We start from the raw sequence: 16,185 nt of genomic DNA, 5'->3' as shown, positions 1-16,185 counted from the left end.
CAAGGCGTCGGCGGACAGTGGCGCCGGCTGCGCGCGGTCCTGAGCCGAACGATCCCGCTCGTGCCTCGCCGTTTCGCCCTCTTCGTCGCCGCCGCCATGATCGGCGGCGTCCTGGCAGGTTTCGTCCTCAACCGGTCGGTCGGCGACCCGGCCCAGCTCAAGCAGATCGCCGATGCGCTCGGCATCGTCACCGACATCTTCCTCCGGCTGATCAGGATGATCATCGCGCCCCTGGTGTTCTCCACCCTGGTGGCCGGCATCGCCCACATGGAGGGCGCAGCCGCCATCGGCCGCGTGGGGGCCAAGACCCTCGGCTGGTTCATCTCCGCCTCGCTGGTGTCGCTGACTATCGGCCTGATCATGGTCCATCTGATCCAGCCGGGCGCCGGCATGCACCTGATCGCCGATCCCGTGGCTCCGGGCGCCGCGGTCGACATGAGCAAGTTCAACCTCAAGGACTTCGTCACCCACATCTTTCCGAAGTCGATCGCCGAGGCGATGGCCAACAACGAGATCCTGCAGATCGTCATCTTTTCGGTGTTCTTCGGCACCGCCGTGGCGGCCATCGAGGACCGCGCGCCGGCCGTGGTGGCTGTCGTCGAGCAGGTTTCGGCGATCATGCTGAAGGTCACCAGCTACGTCATGAAGACCGCGCCTCTGGCGATCTTCGCGGCCCTGGCGGCCACCGTCTCGACCCAGGGTATCGGCGTCCTGGTCACCTACGCCAAGTTCGTCGGCGGCTTCTACGTCTCGATGTTCCTGCTGTGGGGCCTGCTGGTCGCGGTGCTGGTGCTGATCGTCGGACCCCGCGCGCTGAAGCTCATCGCCGCGATCCGCGAGCCCGCCCTGCTGGCCTTCTCGACCGCCTCGTCCGAGGCGGCCTATCCCGGCACGCTGGAGGCCCTGCAGAAGTGGGGCGTCTCGCGCCGGGTGGCGAGCTTCGTCCTGCCGCTCGGCTACTCGTTCAACCTCGACGGCACGATGATGTACTGCACCTTCGCGACCCTGTTCGTCGCCCAGGCGTACGGCATCCATCTGAGCGTCGCCCAGCAGATCACCATGCTGCTGCTCCTGATGATCACGTCCAAGGGCGTCGCCGGCGTGCCGCGCGCCTCGCTGGTGGTGATCTCCGCGACGCTGACCTACTTCCACCTGCCCGAGGCGGGCCTGCTCTTGATCCTGGCGGTCGACAACCTGCTCGACATGGGCCGCTCGGCCACCAACGTGGTCGGCAACTCCGTGGCCGCCGCCGTGGTCGCCAAATGGGAGGGCCAGATCGTCGAGCCCAAGACCGAGGACGAGGTCATCGCCGAAAACGCGGCATAGGCTCTCGTTAGGCATGTCGTTTAACGGGGCGTTCTCCTAGCCGAGGCTAACTCGCGGGCCGGTATCCCCTGCTCGCCTGAGGCCTCCTCCCCCGTGCCCGATAGCGCCCACACGCTCGCCCACCTTGCTGCGCGCGTCGCCGAGCTTGAGTCCGAGCGTGAACTGACGCTGCGCCTGGCCCAGACCGACAGCCTGACCGGCCTCGTCAACCGCGGCGCCTTCACCTCGGCGCTGTGCGAGCGGCTGGAAGCCGCGCGCCAGGCCGGCGAGCGCGTCGCCCTGTTCGTGGTCGACCTGGACCGCTTCAAGCACCTCAACGACACCCTCGGCCACCACGCCGGCGACCTCTTCCTGGCCGAGATCGGCGAGCGCCTGCGCCGCGACGCCTTGCCCGGCGAGCTGGTGGCCCGGCTGGGCGGCGACGAGTTCGCGGTGATTTCCAATTGCCCTGAGCCGGCCCACCGCGCGCAGCGGCTGCTCGAGCTCCTCACCCAGCCGCATTCGATCTACGGCCGCCAGGTCTCGCCCGGCGCCTCCATCGGCGTGGCGGTCTATCCGGATGACGCGCCCGACGGCGGCGACCTGCAGCGGTTCGCCGACATGGCGCTCTACCGGGTGAAGACCCAGGGCGGCCGCCGCTGGTCGGCCTTCGACGCCGACCTGCGGGCCGAGAACACCCGCCGTCGAACGCTTGAGTCCGAACTGCGCCGCGCCATCCCGGCCGGCGAAATCGAGCCCTGGTTCCAGCCGGTGGTCGACGCCCGTGACGGGCGCATCACCGGGGTCGAGGTGCTGGCCCGCTGGCGCCACCCGGAGCAGGGCCTCCTGAGCCCCGCCACCTTCGTCCCCATGGCCGAGGAACTGGGCCTGATCGGGCGCATCGACGAGGCGGTGTTCGAGGCCGGCTGCGCCTGCGCAGCGCCCTGGGTGGAGGCCGGCCTGATCGAGGCGGTCGCCTTCAACGTCTCGCCCCGCGACCTGCTGGACCCGGCCTTTTCGCGCAAGCTGATCGGCCGGCTCGGCAAGACCAAGCTCCCGGCCACCGCCCTGACCGTCGAGATCACCGAGACCTTCCTGCTGCAGGACCTGGCCCTGTCGCGCCGGCACATCGAGCGGCTGAACGCCAAGGGCGTGCGCATCGCCCTGGACGACTTCGGCACCGGCTATTCGAACCTGCGCGCGCTCATGCACCTGCCGATCCAGACGGTGAAGCTCGACCGCTCGTTGATCTGCGACGTCGCCAAGGACGGCCGCGTCGCGAAGCTGGTGGCCTCGGTGCTGCACGCCGCCCGCGCGCTCGACATCCGCATCGTCGCCGAGGGCGTGGAGGAGGAGGCTCAGGCCATCTTCCTGCGCCACGCGGGCTGCGACCGCATGCAGGGCTATTTCTTCGCCCGGCCCATGCCCGCCGCGGACATGGAAGCCGCGCTCGCGGCCTCCCAGGTCGAGACCCCGCACCTCTTCGAAGCCCAGCCGGCCCGCCGCCGCGCCCGCGCCTAAAGCTGACGGCGGCCTGGGCCGCCGACAGCCCCATTGCGAACACGCTTGCCCGCTTGTCTGCGCGCCTGCATGACAGCGCCGATGCTCAAGCTTGCCCTGGCCGCCGCCCTCGCCGGGGTCTGCCTCACCGCCTCGCCGGCGCTCGCCGCCCGCCGCCACGCGCCCGCCGTCGGCTACTCCCGCGACGCGGAGAAGGTGCTGGCCGACGCCCGCACGGCCTCCGGCGGGAACGGCTGGTACATGCTGCGCGGCTGGCATGAGACCGGCCACGTCGCCGGCGTGGCCTATGAGCGTTGGCTGGACCCGCTTCGCTTCGGGATGCGGGTGGAGACCCACGATCCAGCGGGCCTGCGCGCCGAGGGCTTCAACGGCCAGGGCGACTGGACGATACCGACCCCTGGAGCGGCTCCCGTGACGGCCGACGAGGCCGCCACCGCGCGCGCCCGCGCCGAGGCCTTCTTCGGCGTCTACGGCTTCTTCTACGCCGCCCGCTTCGACGCCCACGGCCAGGGGCTCGGCGTGCGCCAGGCCAGCGGCAAGAGCTATGACGTGGTCGACGTCAAGCCGTTCGGCGGCGACGCCCGCGAGCTCTGGTTCGACGCCCACACGCACCTTCTGGCCCGCGTCGTCGACCACACCGGCCCCAAGCCGCTGACCGTCGAACTCTCCGACTACCGCAAGGTCGGCCCGGTCCGCGTGGCCTTCCGAGAAACCGTCATCGGCGCCGGCGCCCCCCCGCAGGTCCGCCAGATCGACAGCTTGGTCTTCGCGCCGTCCGACCGGGCGATGTTCAGCCTGCCGCGGACCGAGCCGTAGCCATCGGGGGGCCCTGACGAGGCTCACGCAGCGCCCTGGCAAATTTGATCGCCCTCGCGATGTCGCCTAGCGTCCGGTGACAGCTGCACCATACGGATTCTGCATGCCCTCATTCGAAATCGACCGCCGAGGCGTGATCGCCGCCGGCGCGCTTGCGGCCACGGCTGGCGCGGCCCGCGCCGCGCCGGCGCATGGGCCGAAATTCCTCTGGGGGACCGCCGGCGCCGCCTACCAGGTCGAGGGCGGCAATTCGGCCAGCGACGTCTGGGCGCTGGAGCACATCAAGCCCACTTATTTCACCGAACCCTCCGGCGACGCCGATGACGTCTATAACCGCATCGACCAGGACTTGGCCTATGTCGCCTCCCTCGGCTTCAACTGCCATCGCCTGTCCATCGAGTGGTCGCGGATCGAACCGGAGCAAGGCCAGGTCTCCTACGCCGGGCTCGACTACTATCGCCGCGTGCTGCTGGCCTGCCGCCGCCATAAGCTGGCGCCGGTCGTCACCTACAACCACAACACCGTGCCCCGTTGGTTCGCCGCGGCGGGCGGCTTCGAGAGCCCCGACGGGATTCTGCCGTTCGTGGCTTTCTGCAGCCTCGTCACCCGCTACATGGGCGACCTGATCGCGGTCGCGGCGACCTTCAACGAGCCCAATGTCAACGCCCTGCTCTACTGGATCCCGCAGCTCCAGGCGGGCCAGGCGGCGCTCGATGTCGTGCGTCATTCGATCGCCGCCACGCTGAACGCGCCGCGCTGGTCAAGCCCGATCTTCGGCGACTTCCACATACAGCAGCCGATCATGCTCGAGGCGCACGCCCGGGCCTACGACGCCATCAAGGCCGCGTCCGGCGGGCGGTTCCCGGTGGGCGTCACCCTGGCGCTGAACAACGATCTGCCGCCCCGCCCCGAGAGCGGCGTGGCCAGCGGTGTGGAGGCCAAGCGTGCCCAGATCCTGACGCCCTGGCTGGCCGCGCCCGGCGATTGGGTGGGCGTCCAGAACTATACCGAAACCCGCGTCGGCCCGACGGCGGACCTGCCCAACGAGCCCGGGGTCGAGCTCACCCAGATGGAATATCCCTTCGCGCCCCGCGCCCTGGAGGCGGTAATCCGCACGCTCGCCGGACTCACCAAGCGGCCGATCTATGTCACCGAAAACGGCATCGCCACCGAGGACGACACGCGCCGGGTGGCCTTCATCCGCGAGGCCGTGCGCGGCGTGCTGGCCGCCCGCGCGGACGGGATCGACGTGCGCAGCTACATCCACTGGTCGCTGCTGGACAATTGGGAGTGGACCAACGGCTACCGGCCGAAATTCGGCCTGGTGGCGGTCGACCGCAAGACCTTCAAGCGAACGCCCAAGCCCAGCGCCGGCTACTTCGGCGCCATCGCCCGCACCGGGCGCGTCACCTGACCGCCCACCGAACCCACGGAGTGACCCCATGCGCACGATCATGAACGTCCTGTGGTTCATCTTCGGCGGCTGGATTTCCGGCTCGCTGTGGATCCTGGCCGGCCTGATCTTCGCCGTCACCATCGTGGGCCTGCCCTGGACGCCGGCGGCCTTCCGGCTGGCGGGGTTCAGCTACTTCCCGTTCGGCAAGCTGCTCATCGACCGCGACGACGGGGCGGCGAGCCTGTTGCTCAACGTGCTGTGGTTCATCTTCGCCGGCTGGTGGCTGGCCCTGCATCACCTGGTCCTGGCCGTGGCCCTGGCGGTGACCATCATCGGCATTCCCTTCGCCTGGCAGCGCGTGAAGCTGGCGCTGGCCTCGCTCACGCCGGTGGGCAAGGCCGTGATCGAGGTCTGAGAACCTCGGCCGAGCCAAATCGCGACGGGTGCTTATCCGGGATTAATCGTTCTCTGCGATGATCGGCCCGCACGAGAGGATTCCGCGCGGGTGTTGCGTCTGTTCGATCAGGGCCTCGACGAGATGGCCGCCGGCGCCCGAGCTTCGTTCTGGCCGCGGCTGGCCGCGACCCTGGGCGTGGCCGCCATCGCGTTGGCGCTGCTGCCCTGGCCGGTCTGCCTGGTCTGGGCGGCCTTTGTCGGCGGGCTCGACCTCGTCAGTTGGTTCATCACCCGCGACCAGTTCCTCGGCCGCCCGGTCAACTGGTCCTCACGCCTGCAGCACGTCGGCTGCCTGGTCGGCGGAGTCGTCGGCTGGGTGACCCTGGGCGTCCTCTTCTGGCGCACCGGCACAGCGGTCGGCGCCATCTGCGGCGTCGCGACCTGGCTGTCGGTCATGAGCTTCGCCCAGGTCTACGCGTATCAGTCCCGCGCGGGCTACCTGCTGGCCGGCGTCATCCCCGCGGCGGCCATGCTGATCACGCCCCTGGTCTGGCCCAGCTCCGCCGTGACGCACAGCCTGCCCGCCTGGCTGTTCCTGGCGGTCGGCGTGGCCTTTTCCGTCTCCGGCGCCCAGCAGACCATGGCCGCGCGCAACCGCTACGAAAAGGCCACCCAAGCGTTGCGCGACAGCGAGCAGAGCTACCGCCTGCTGGCCGACAACGTCACCGACGTGATCTCCCTGAGCTCCGCCAACCAGGAGCGTCTCTACGTTTCGCCCTCCATCGAGCGGATCCTGAAGTTCTCACCGGGCGAGTTGCTGCAGACGCCGAACTACAAGCACATGCACCCCGACGACACCGAGGCCACGCAGGCCTTCATCCGCTCGGTGAGCGTCGAGACCGGGCCTCAGACCATGGACTACCGGGTGATCGCCAAGGACGGTTCCGTCATCTGGGCCGAGACCACCTTCACGCGGCTGAACGACGGCAGCGGCCGGCTGCTGGCCGTTTCGCGCGACGTCACCGGGCGCAAGGCCCTGGAAGACGAGTTGAAGGAGGCGCTAGCCCGCGCCGAAGGCGCCGCCGCAGCCAAGACCGACTTCCTGGCCAACATGACCCACGAGCTGCGCACCCCACTCACCGCCATCGTCGGCTTTGCCGGCGTCCTGCGCGACTCGCCCTCGATCTCCGAACGGGACGCGCGCCACGCCGGCCTGATCCACGACGCCTCGAAGACCCTGCTGGGCGTCGTCGGCGACGTGCTCGACTTCTCCAAGCTGGAGGCCGGCGGGTTCGAGCTGGACCCTGCGCCGTTCGACCCCGCCGCTACCGTGCGCTCGGCCGCCGAGATCGTCGCCGAGCAGGCGTTCGCCAAGGGTCTGGCGCTCACCACCTACATCGCCGAGCCGCCGCCGAGCCTGGTGGGCGATGCGCCACGCCTGCGCCAGGTGCTGCTGAATTTCCTCTCCAACGCCGTCAAGTTCACCCGCGAGGGCGGCGTGGACCTGATCCTGACCCAGAGCCTCCTGGGCGAGCTTTGCCGGCTGCGGGTGGAGGTGATCGACACCGGCATCGGCATCGAGCAGGCCCACATCGGCGCCCTGTTCAACCGCTTCACCCAGGCCGACGCCTCGGTCTCGCGCCAGTTCGGCGGCACGGGCCTGGGGCTGGCGATCTCCAAGCAGATCGTCGAGGCCATGGGCGGACGCATCGGGGCCGCCAGCGTGATCGGCAAGGGCTCGACCTTCTGGTTCGAGCTCGACCTGCCGGTGGCCGCAGAGGGCGCCGCGCGCGCCGAGCCAAAGGCCGCCGGCGCGGCCCTCGACCGGCCGATCCGCGCCCTGGTGGTCGAGGACAACGCCGTCAACCGCGAGCTGATCGCCACCCTCCTCAGCCCCTTCGGCATCGAGATCGACACGGCCTGCGACGGCGCCGAGGCGGTGGAGGCCGTGGGCCGCGGCCGCTACGACATCATCCTGATGGACGTGCAGATGCCGGTGATGGACGGCCTGACCGCGACGCGGCGCATCCGCGCGCTCGCCGACCGCGAGGCCGCCCGCACCCCGATCATCGCCATGACCGCCAACGTCCTGCCCGAACAGGTCGCCCGCTGCCGCGAGGCCGGCATGGACGACCACATCGGCAAGCCGATCAACCTGCCGCAGCTGCTGGAAGCCCTGGACCGCTGGACCACCCCGGTCGACGACGGCGACGCCGGACAGCAGACCGACGCCTCGGCATAGAGGCCGTCCACGACCAGCCCCGTGGCTGCGCCATGACCGGCGGGAAGCTAGACCTTAGGTTGCAAGACCCTAGCGCGGCGCGGGCGGCGGCAGCGTCCCGGCCTCGGCCAGGATCTTCATATTGGCCATGCCCCGCTCGAAGGCGGTCCGCCGGCGCTGCATCTCCGCGGCCTTGGCCGCGTCGTCGCCGGGGATACCGGAGTTGTCGTACATCAGGGTGTAGACGATCCGCGAGGTCTTGGCCGTGACCGGCCGGGCCTCCAGCGTGCCGTGATAGAGGTTGTAGGGGCGGCCCTCGTAGACCGGCTGGGTGTAGCTGTAGGAAAGCTCGGTCTTGCCCACCAGGATCTCGCGCCCGACGGTGCGCACCGCGCCCACTTCGCCCTCCTTGCCCGAGGTGATCTTGCAGCCCGCCGGGATCTGCAGCCACTCGGCGATGTCGCAATATTTGCCGATCCGCTTCCAGACCTCGGCGGCCGGCCGGTTCACGTCGATCTGCATGGGAATGGTCACATAGTTCGGTGCCTCGATCGCCAGCTTCGGCGGCGACGGCGGTTGGGCCGACCCCGACCCGGCGACAGCGGCGGCGGAAACCGCCACGGCGGCGAACACAATGGCTTTCATGAAATAGTCCTCCCTCAATCGGCGAAGCCTAGCATGGCGCCGGCCGGGCGCCTCAAGCCCTGAGCCCCGAGAGGCGGCGTCACCCAACCGTCGCCGGATGGTGGCGCCACAGCCGCATAAGTTTCACCGGCCTGTCGGGGATGCACCCTAGGTTGTGCGCCGCGTCGCCGACCCGGCGGCAGGAACGAAGGAGCTCCTCCCATGAAGCTTATCGCCCTCACCCTCATCGCTGCCGGCGCGCTCGCCGCCGCCGGCCCCATCCAAGCCCAGGCCCAGACGGACACCATGACGGTCCACGTCGATGATCTGAACCTCACCTCGACCCGCGGCGCCGCCATCGCCCTGCAACGTGTCGACCAAGCCGCCCGCGTCTTCTGCGACAGCGACGCCTGGCAAGGCCTCGCCCGGGCCACCGCCTCGGCCAAATGCCGCGGCGAGATGAAGCGCAAGGCGGTCGCCCAGATCGGCGCGCCCCTGGTCACCGCCCTCTACGAAAAGACCGACCTGCCGCTCTCGCTGGCGGCCAGGTAAGGCCGGGCCAGGGCGGTGCGGCGCCTCAGCGCGCCGCGCCGCCCCGGATCAGCTCGACCTGGGAGCCGGCCACCTGGCGGACCTCGCAGACGCCCTCCCAGTCCGGCATGTGCGCCACGTGCAGGTCCATGAAGTCGCGCGCGCTGGCGACGGCCGCCGCCATGTCCGGCAGCTCGAACAGTGCAAAGCCGCCGATCACCTCCTTGGTCTCGGCGAACGGCCCGTCGGTCACCACCAGTTTGCGCTTCCGGATGGCCACCTCGACGGCCGCATCACGCGGCATGAGCCCGGCGTCGGCGATCATCCGGCCGGCCGACACCTCCCGCAGGGCCATGGCGTGCATGGCCTCCATCAGGGCCGGGGTCGGCGTCCCGGCGCCGCCGCTCTTGATGATGAACATGAACCGCATGGGTCTCTCCTGAAGGACGCGCGAGCCGCGCCGGAACCCCGAGGACGGATGGCGCCTCAGCGGGCCGACATTTTTATCTTAGCCCCGCTCGGTGTCCCGTGCGGCGCTCCATCCCGGCCGCTTGGCCAGCCGGTTCATCGCCCGCCGCAACGGCGCGGCCTGCCTCCGCGTCGCCGCCCGCCTTGTCGATATCGGATTGACGGAACGACGTCGGACGAACAGCGTATTCTCAGGGGATGAGCGAAGGTGATCGGCCGTCCTCTGGGCGCCGCATGGCGGACGCCGGCAACATCACCTGACGGGGAGGCATCATGACCATTTATTGCAAGCAGGCCGGGCAAACCGGCCGGATGGCGCTCGCCGCGCTGGCGGCCCTGGCGCTGGCAGCGGGGGCGAGCGGCGCCGCGGCGGCCGACGCGAAGGGGAAGGCGGCATCCATCGAAGGCGTCTGGAAGGTGACCAACGTCGAGATTACCGGGGCTAATCCGCTGAGCGTCCCACACCCGCAACAGAGCCTCTACATCTTCACGCGCGGGCACTACGCCAACGTCCAGGAGACCGGCGAAAAGCCGCGCACTGCCTCGCCGACGCTCAAGGAGCCCGGTAAGCCCACTGACGCCGAGAAGATCGCCCGGTACGACGAGTGGGCGCCCTTCGGCGCCCAGGCCGGGACCTATGCGGTGAAGGGCGCCAAGCTGACCCGCACGCCGATCGTCGCCAAGGGCGTCGCCGCCGTGACGGCGGGCGCCTACGACGCCGACATGAAACTCACGGCGAGTTCCCTGGTGCTGACGACCCACGCCGCAGCGGGCCAGCCGGCCCGCGAGCAGACGCTAACCCTCACTCGGGTGAAGTAGAGCGACCCGGCGGAGGGCCGCGCGCGCCTCTCTCCGCCTCCTCCACTCCGCTCATCCCCGCGAAAGCGGGGATGAGCGGATTAAGGGGAAAACTCGTGAGAAGGCGCCCGTCGGACAGACCGAGCCATAGATCTCATGGCGGCCCGTTTGCCTGCCGGCCTCAACATGCGCCCCACAGCCACTCGACCTAGGCGCGAGTTGGGCATTAGATCGCGCAGGGAGGGGCGCCCATGGACCGCAGGGACTTTGACGATGTCGTTCAGCGGGCCGCGCGCAAGACGTGGCGGGCGGCGCACGGGTCCGGCCCCGTGCTCAGCATTCGATATCCTCACGGCGCGATCGAGGACGCCGGCAAGGCCTTCTGGCCGCTTGAGAAGGTGGAGCAGACCGCCCACGCCCTGGGTGTCCCGCTGAAGCTGACCGGCGGCGGCTATGGCTGCATCGACTTCGATTTCTCGACGGACGGAACCTCGCAGGAGGCGCTCGAGGCGCTGGTCGAGACTCCGGACTTCATCCGCGCCCTCAACGAGACGCCGGCGACGGTGGTCAGCATCCGAAGAACCACCCGGCCAAAGGACTTCGAGCGCTGCGCCGAACAGCCGATCTACGTCTTCACCAACCGCAACCCGGACCGGTTTTCCCACTTTGGCGAAGAAGCGCTGCAGACGGTCAGCAGCGCCATCTACCTCGTGGACCGGCCAGTGACGGCCGCCAAGCGCGGCCGCAGTGCGGACTTCTGGTTGGGAGGGCCGCGGAAGCCTGGCTTTCGGCTGGCCCGCAAGGGGACGCCAGACGAGATCGCCGCGGAGGCGGCCAAGGGCGCGCAGGGACTCCTGCTCTGCGTCCACGGGATCTCGACGTCGTTTGCGTCGGGGCTGCTGGGGACGGCCAAGCTTGCCGACAAACTCGAAGCCGACAAGCTGGGGTTCAGCGCCTGCCTCTTCAGCTGGCCGGCGGACGGTAATCCGGTCAAGGACTACGACGCCATCGCCCGTAGCGGCGCGAACAGCGAGGCGCCCCTCGCCTCGACGCTCGCCACCCTGGGCAAGACGGCCAAGCCGGTTCACGTCCTGGCGCACAGCCACGGGAACCAGCTGCTGCTCCGCGCGGCCAAAGAGCTGCTGAAATCGAAGACGCCGCTCGCGGCCACGTTCAAGTCGGCGCTGCTGGTGGCGGCCGACGTCGACCACAGATTCATGCAGAACAACCTGCCCGACCTGATGGCGGTGTTCGGCCAGGCGGCGCTCTACTTCTGCAGCCGCGACATCGCGCTGAAGCTGTCCGGCCGGAAGTTCCAAGCTGAGCGGGCGGGCGCCGTGGCCATCGGTACCGGCCGCCTGAAGGTCGATAGCATAAACGTCGACCACATCGTCAGCATCAAACGCGGATGGGGCCATTCCTATCACGAGGACACCGAGCCGATGGCCAACGACATGTACTACGCCTTGCAAGGCGTTCCGGCCGGCACGCGATTTGGCTTGGCCGACGGCGGCCGTCCGGGCCTGTTTGTCTTCGGTGGCCAGCGCGATGCGGCCTGATGGACTGGCGTTGATACGGTCGGTCCGTCTACGGCCTCAACGGCCAGGCCCCGCCATAGGCCTCACCTATTCATTCGGGGATTCCGACGATGAAAGCCTACCTGGTCCTCGATCTGACCGTTCACGACCTGCCGGGCTTCATGCCCTACGCCGAGGCCATCCCGGCGTTCATCGGGAAACACGCCGGCCAGTACATCGTCCGCGGCGTTCAACCGACGCTGATGGAAGGCGACTGGAGCCCCGACCGGCTCGTGGTGATCGAATTCCCCGCCCGCGAAAACGCCGAGGCCTTCCTGAACGACCCGGCGTGCCAGGATCTGTTCCGGGTCCGCCATGAGACGACGACGAGCAAGCTGGTGCTCGTGGACGGGTGTTCCTAGATGCGGCGACGCGTCTTCGGACAGACCGAGCCATGGAAATCGCTCTCGCCTCCACAAACCCGCTCATCCCCGCGAAGGGTACCCATCCGGTGACGGCCGCCTAGCGCAGGGCTGAGCTGGCGGTTCAAGCTGCGGTGCTAAGGACGTCCTTAGTCACAGTGTTAGCGGCGCAGCATGACGTATTCAGGCTTGGTGGTGGGGCCGGAGCGGCGTCGCCGGTGGACTGAGGATCAGAAGCTTTCGATCCTGGCGGCAGCGTTTGCGCCCGGTGCCCTTTGTCGCTTAGGCTCGCAGGCTCGCATCTGCTGTGAGATTTGAGGGCGAGAGGTGCCTGACGGCGGCCTGTCTACTCGTCTTTCTTGAGGAGCTGTGAGAGCGACTCGACGCCCTCCTTCTCCAAGAGCGTGCTCAGCTTGGCGTCAGAGCGAGTCCCTGCTCCGAAGTCCTCGCCGTACGTATCGCGCAACGTCCCGACGAGGGTGTTGCCGTGCTTCTGGCTGATGCGCCCGTCGGCGTCGCGGTGACGTCCGTCAAGGCCTGACTGCTTGGGCATGGGGGAGATGCTCCAAAGGAATCGACTCCAAATTGAGCCAATCAACCTCTAGCAAAGAACGGAACATATGTCGAACGGACGCTCCCCCTAGATCCCGGTTTTCGCGGCTCGCGAACCCGGGATGACACCCTTGGCGGGCGTCACTCCGCCGGCATCTCGTTCGCCGCCTTGTTCACCTGCATCTTCTCGAACGCCGCCCACACCCCGTCATTGCCGTGCCACTGCCCGCGGGTCGCCGCCTTCGAATACTCCGTCGACCGCGCCTCGAAGAAGTTCGCGTGTTCCACGCCACTCAGCATCGACTGCAGCCAGGGCAGCGGGTTTTCCCTCGCGCCATAGACTTCCGGCAGCTGCAGCTGGCGCAGGCGCCAGTCGGCGATGAAGCGGATGTATTTCTTGATGTCCTCGGGCGTCATGCCCTCGATCTCGCCGGCCTCGAAGGCCAGGTCGATGAACTTGTCCTCCAGGCCGACCACGGTCTTGCAGCAGTCGACGATGTCGTCGGCGACGGACTTGGTCACCACGCCGGTCTCGGCGTTAAAGGCGTGGTAGAGTTTGACGATCCCCTCGCAATGCAGGCTCTCGTCGCGGACGCTCCAGCTGACGATCTGGCCCATGCCCTTCATCTTGTTGTGGCGTGGGAAGTTCATCAGCATGGCGAAGCTGGCGAACAGCTGCAGCCCCTCGGTGAAGCCGCCGAACATGGCGAGCGTCCGGGCGATGTCGGCGTTCGTCTCGACGCCGAAGCGCTGCATGTAGTCGTGCTTGTCGCGCATCGCCTGGAATTCCAGGAAGGCGGTGAACTCCGCGTCCGGCATGCCGATGGTCTCGAGCAGTAGGGCGTAGGCGGCGATGTGGATCGTCTCCATGTTGGAGAACGAGGCCAGCATCATCTTCACTTCGGTCGGTTTGAAGACGCGGGCGTAGCGCTCCATGTAGTTGTCGTTCACCTCGACGTCGGACTGGGTGAAGAAGCGGAAGATCTGGGTGAGCAGATTGCGTTCTTTGTCGTTGAGCTTGGTGGCCCAGTCCTTCAGGTCCTCGCCCAGCGGCACCTCTTCCGGCATCCAGTGGACCTGCTGCTGGCGCTTCCAGAAGTCGTAGGCCCAGGGGTAGCGGAACGGCTTGTAGGCGGCCGAAGGCGTGAGCAGGCCGGGTAGGGTGCGGATGTTGGAGGCTGTTGGCTTGTTCATCGCACGCGCCTTGTCGAATATGGTTTCGTCCGAGTTAACGTGACGCAAGATGTAGTGGTCGGCAAGCGGCGCTACGCCGCATGTTGCGTTTATCCACGAGGTTGTGATGAGCGGTGGATATGTCCTCTACGGGGCTCCTGGCTCCGGTTCCGTGACGGTCGAGGCGGCGTTGACCCTGATCGGCGCGCCCTGGCGGCTTGAGGACGCGGCGAGCTGGAAGGACGTGACCGACAGCGCGGAGATGGCGCGGGTGAACCCCATGCGCCAGGTGCCGGCCCTGGTCCTGCCCTCCGGCGAACTGATGACCGAGAGCGCGGCGATCCTCACGTGGCTCGCCGACAGCCATCCGGCCGCGGGCCTGGCGCCGGGCCTCGAGTCGCCGATGCGGCCGCGGTTCCTACGCTGGATGGCCTTCATCTCCGCCCAGATCTACGCCCTCTACTGGGTGCGCGACGTGCCGGGCCGGTTGGCTGAGGGCGCGGCAAACGAGGCGCTGATCAAGGACCGCACGCTGGCGCGCATCGCCGACTGCTACCGGGTCATGGACGCCCAGGTGAAGCCCGCGGGCCGCTTCCTGCTGGGCGACGAGCTCTCGGCGCTCGACCTCTACCTGGCCGTGGTGTCCCGCTGGGGCCCGCGCCGCAAGGGCTTCTACGCCGCCGCGCCGGGCCTCGCCGCCGCCGTGCGCGCCGTCGATTCGGAGCCCCGCCTGGCCGCCCTCTGGGCCGCGCGATTCCCGTTCAACGAGGGCTGGGAAGGCTAGCGCCGCCTCCTCTCCCCCGACGCGCAGCGCGAGGGGAGAGGGTGGGGTGAGGGTCGGCTGGGGGGCTGCCCCTCTCCCTACCCTCTCCCCTCAGACTTCGTCTCGGGGGCGAGGTGGTGGACGCGGCTAGGAGCCCGGCCGGATGGACAGCGAGAATGCCACCATCGAGTCGGAGCCGGGGTCGACGCCGAACAGCATGTTCTGGCCCTTCACCTCGCGGTGGATATAGCCGAGCGAGGTCTGCATGGCGCCCTTGCGCCAGCCCACGCCGACCTGGGCGTCGCCGATCAGGGTGGAGGTGGCGTCGGTGGAGAGGCCGGCGCGGTCCCAGCCGCCGTCGCCGTGCAGCATGTTGAGGCCCACCGCGCGGCCGCTGGCGGCGGCGAACAGGTACCAGCGGCCCTTGTCGCCGAAGGCCGAGCCGTCGCGCACGCCCATGGAATTCAGGCGTTGCTTGAGGCTGGCGTCGCCTTGCATCAGGCGCAGCGTCGCCCCGGCCTCGGCCGAGCCGCCGAAGCTGGTCATGCCGAGGCCGGCGTGCGGGGTCAGGTCCACGCCGAAGCCCCGGCCGTCGAAGGCGATCGCCGCCGGCCAGTCGCGGGTGACCGCGACCTCATAAGCGCTGGGATCGTACTGTCCGTGGCCGAGGTTCAGCGGCAGGCCCATCGGCGTGCGCAGCGTCCCGCCGACGCTGACCCTTAAGGTGTCCACCGGGCCGCCGCCGGAGCCGGCCGGCGTCAGCAGGGTCTCGCCGGTCATCCAGCGCACCAGGCCCTGGCCGGGCTCATAGGTCTCGTGGTCAATCAGCCGGCCGATCGGATCGACCGAGGCGGTCTCGCCGCGCGGGGCGAAGGCGGCGCCGTTCAGGATCGCCAGCGCCGCGACCGGGTCGTCCCGGCTCCCCCTCGACTGGATTGGGGCGGGCTGGATCTGGGTGGAAAGCGGTGGCAGGCCGGTCAGGGATTGCGCGCTCGCGGCGGTCGCCGCGGCGCAGGTCAGGACGGTGGCCAGGACAGCCAGCGGCCGCATGATCTCGTCTCCCCAGTCCGCAGTCCCAGGCGTGCGGCCCATCGCCTCAGCGATAGAGCGCCAGCCGCCCTGCGGTTCCCCACAAGCAGCCTAGGCACGGGCCCAGGCTTTCGCGAGTCAATTCTAGGGCTTGCAAAATCCGTGCCGCGCGGCCGCGCAACTGCACGTTTTTCGGCCGGATCCGCGCCGGGTGCGTGCTAGCCTACTGGCAGGCGAGGCATTCCTCGTAGTCGGTCTTGGCCACGCCCGACATGTCGACCGCCGCGTGGGTCTCGCCCCCCGCGTGGCTCGCCCGCTGCACGGACTTGGACCGCAGGTAGTAGAGCGACTTGCACCCCCGCTCCCACGCCTGCCAGTGGAGCATGTGCAGGTCCCACTTATCGACATCGCCCGGCAGGAAGATGTTGATCGACTGGCTCTGGCAGATGTCCGGCTGCCGGTCCGCCGCCAACTCCACCACCCAGCGCTGGTCGATCTCGAAGGCGGTCTTGTAGATATCCTTCTCGTCCTGGGTGAGCACGTCGAGATGCTGCACCGAGCCCTCGTTCTGCAGGATCGAGTCCCAGGTCGCCGGCGTATTGGCGCCCTTCTCCTCCAGCAGCTGCTCGAGGAACGGGTTGCGCACCGCGAAC

At 68.8% G+C, this 16,185-nt stretch carries 16 protein-coding genes and 1 pseudogene; 11 read left to right on the top strand and 6 right to left on the bottom strand.

Annotated features, from left to right (window positions below; translation table 11 throughout):
* The first annotated feature begins 60 nt into the window (after positions 1-60).
* The 6 genes from VHS75_RS12890 (at position 61) to VHS75_RS12865 (ending at position 7,676) form a co-directional block, all read left to right on the top strand.
* A complete protein-coding gene (locus VHS75_RS12890; RefSeq protein WP_329639021.1) occupies positions 61-1,326 on the top strand; it encodes a dicarboxylate/amino acid:cation symporter in 1,266 nt (421 codons plus the stop codon).
* Positions 1,327-1,419: 93 nt separating this feature from the next.
* Positions 1,420-2,826, top strand: coding sequence for a putative bifunctional diguanylate cyclase/phosphodiesterase (locus VHS75_RS12885; RefSeq protein ID WP_329639020.1), 1,407 nt, complete (start codon positions 1,420-1,422; stop codon positions 2,824-2,826).
* Between the two features lie 81 nt (positions 2,827-2,907).
* Positions 2,908-3,642, top strand: a complete 735-nt coding sequence (locus VHS75_RS12880; RefSeq protein WP_329639019.1) for a hypothetical protein — start codon at positions 2,908-2,910, stop codon at positions 3,640-3,642.
* 103 nt (positions 3,643-3,745) lie between these two features.
* Positions 3,746-5,056: a glycoside hydrolase family 1 protein gene (locus tag VHS75_RS12875; RefSeq protein WP_329639018.1), complete on the top strand. Its 1,311-nt coding sequence runs from the start codon at positions 3,746-3,748 to the stop codon at positions 5,054-5,056.
* Between the two features lie 28 nt (positions 5,057-5,084).
* The gene (locus VHS75_RS12870; protein ID WP_329639017.1) at positions 5,085-5,453 is read left to right on the top strand and encodes a YccF domain-containing protein; all 369 of its coding nucleotides are present in this window, start codon (positions 5,085-5,087) and stop codon (positions 5,451-5,453) included.
* A gap of 90 nt (positions 5,454-5,543) precedes the next feature.
* Entirely contained in the window at positions 5,544-7,676 is a 2,133-nt protein-coding gene (locus tag VHS75_RS12865; protein ID WP_329639016.1) for a hybrid sensor histidine kinase/response regulator, read from the top strand.
* Positions 7,677-7,745: 69 nt separating this feature from the next.
* Here the strand turns inward: VHS75_RS12865 and VHS75_RS12860 are convergent, their stop codons facing one another.
* Positions 7,746-8,300, bottom strand: coding sequence for an SRPBCC family protein (locus tag VHS75_RS12860; RefSeq protein ID WP_329639015.1), 555 nt, complete (start codon positions 8,298-8,300; stop codon positions 7,746-7,748).
* 201 nt (positions 8,301-8,501) lie between these two features.
* Between VHS75_RS12860 and VHS75_RS12855 the strand changes: the two genes are divergently transcribed.
* Complete coding sequence (locus VHS75_RS12855; RefSeq protein WP_329639014.1) at positions 8,502-8,831, top strand: UrcA family protein; 330 nt, start codon at positions 8,502-8,504, stop codon at positions 8,829-8,831.
* 25 nt (positions 8,832-8,856) lie between these two features.
* On the opposite strand, the gene VHS75_RS12850 is transcribed toward VHS75_RS12855, so the two are convergent.
* On the bottom strand, positions 8,857-9,240 hold the full coding sequence (locus tag VHS75_RS12850; RefSeq protein ID WP_329639013.1) for a YciI family protein: 384 nt from the start codon (positions 9,238-9,240) through the stop codon (positions 8,857-8,859).
* 311 nt (positions 9,241-9,551) lie between these two features.
* Here VHS75_RS12850 and VHS75_RS12845 point away from each other — a divergent pair, with 311 nt between their 5' ends.
* The 3 genes from VHS75_RS12845 (at position 9,552) to VHS75_RS12835 (ending at position 12,015) form a co-directional block, all read left to right on the top strand.
* On the top strand, positions 9,552-10,097 hold the full coding sequence (locus VHS75_RS12845; protein ID WP_329639012.1) for a hypothetical protein: 546 nt from the start codon (positions 9,552-9,554) through the stop codon (positions 10,095-10,097).
* 230 nt (positions 10,098-10,327) lie between these two features.
* Positions 10,328-11,635 (top strand): alpha/beta hydrolase, encoded by a 1,308-nt coding sequence (locus VHS75_RS12840; protein ID WP_329639011.1) that lies wholly within the window; start codon positions 10,328-10,330, stop codon positions 11,633-11,635.
* Positions 11,636-11,724: 89 nt separating this feature from the next.
* Entirely contained in the window at positions 11,725-12,015 is a 291-nt protein-coding gene (locus VHS75_RS12835; RefSeq protein ID WP_329639010.1) for a DUF1330 domain-containing protein, read from the top strand.
* Between the two features lie 346 nt (positions 12,016-12,361).
* Here the strand turns inward: VHS75_RS12835 and VHS75_RS12830 are convergent, their stop codons facing one another.
* Together VHS75_RS12830 and VHS75_RS12825 are read right to left on the bottom strand one after the other, a co-directional pair.
* The gene (locus tag VHS75_RS12830) at positions 12,362-12,568 is read right to left on the bottom strand and encodes a hypothetical protein (protein ID WP_329639009.1); all 207 of its coding nucleotides are present in this window, start codon (positions 12,566-12,568) and stop codon (positions 12,362-12,364) included.
* A gap of 140 nt (positions 12,569-12,708) precedes the next feature.
* Positions 12,709-13,761, bottom strand: a complete 1,053-nt coding sequence (locus VHS75_RS12825) for a ribonucleotide-diphosphate reductase subunit beta (protein ID WP_329639008.1) — start codon at positions 13,759-13,761, stop codon at positions 12,709-12,711.
* 106 nt (positions 13,762-13,867) lie between these two features.
* Between VHS75_RS12825 and VHS75_RS12820 the strand changes: the two genes are divergently transcribed.
* On the top strand, positions 13,868-14,524 hold the full coding sequence (locus VHS75_RS12820) for a glutathione S-transferase family protein (RefSeq protein WP_329639007.1): 657 nt from the start codon (positions 13,868-13,870) through the stop codon (positions 14,522-14,524).
* Positions 14,525-14,650: 126 nt separating this feature from the next.
* On the opposite strand, the gene VHS75_RS12815 is transcribed toward VHS75_RS12820, so the two are convergent.
* The gene (locus tag VHS75_RS12815) at positions 14,651-15,553 is read right to left on the bottom strand and encodes a lipid A-modifier LpxR family protein (protein ID WP_329639006.1); all 903 of its coding nucleotides are present in this window, start codon (positions 15,551-15,553) and stop codon (positions 14,651-14,653) included.
* Between the two features lie 202 nt (positions 15,554-15,755).
* Positions 15,756-16,185 (bottom strand): annotated as a pseudogene (locus VHS75_RS12810) (ribonucleotide-diphosphate reductase subunit alpha); the annotation flags it as partial.

Source organism: Phenylobacterium sp., assembly GCF_036264965.1.
Classification (GTDB): Bacteria; Pseudomonadota; Alphaproteobacteria; order Caulobacterales; family Caulobacteraceae; genus Phenylobacterium.
The sequence above is the reverse complement of the archived record's forward strand: the minus strand, read 5'-3'. Positions and strand labels throughout refer to the sequence as shown.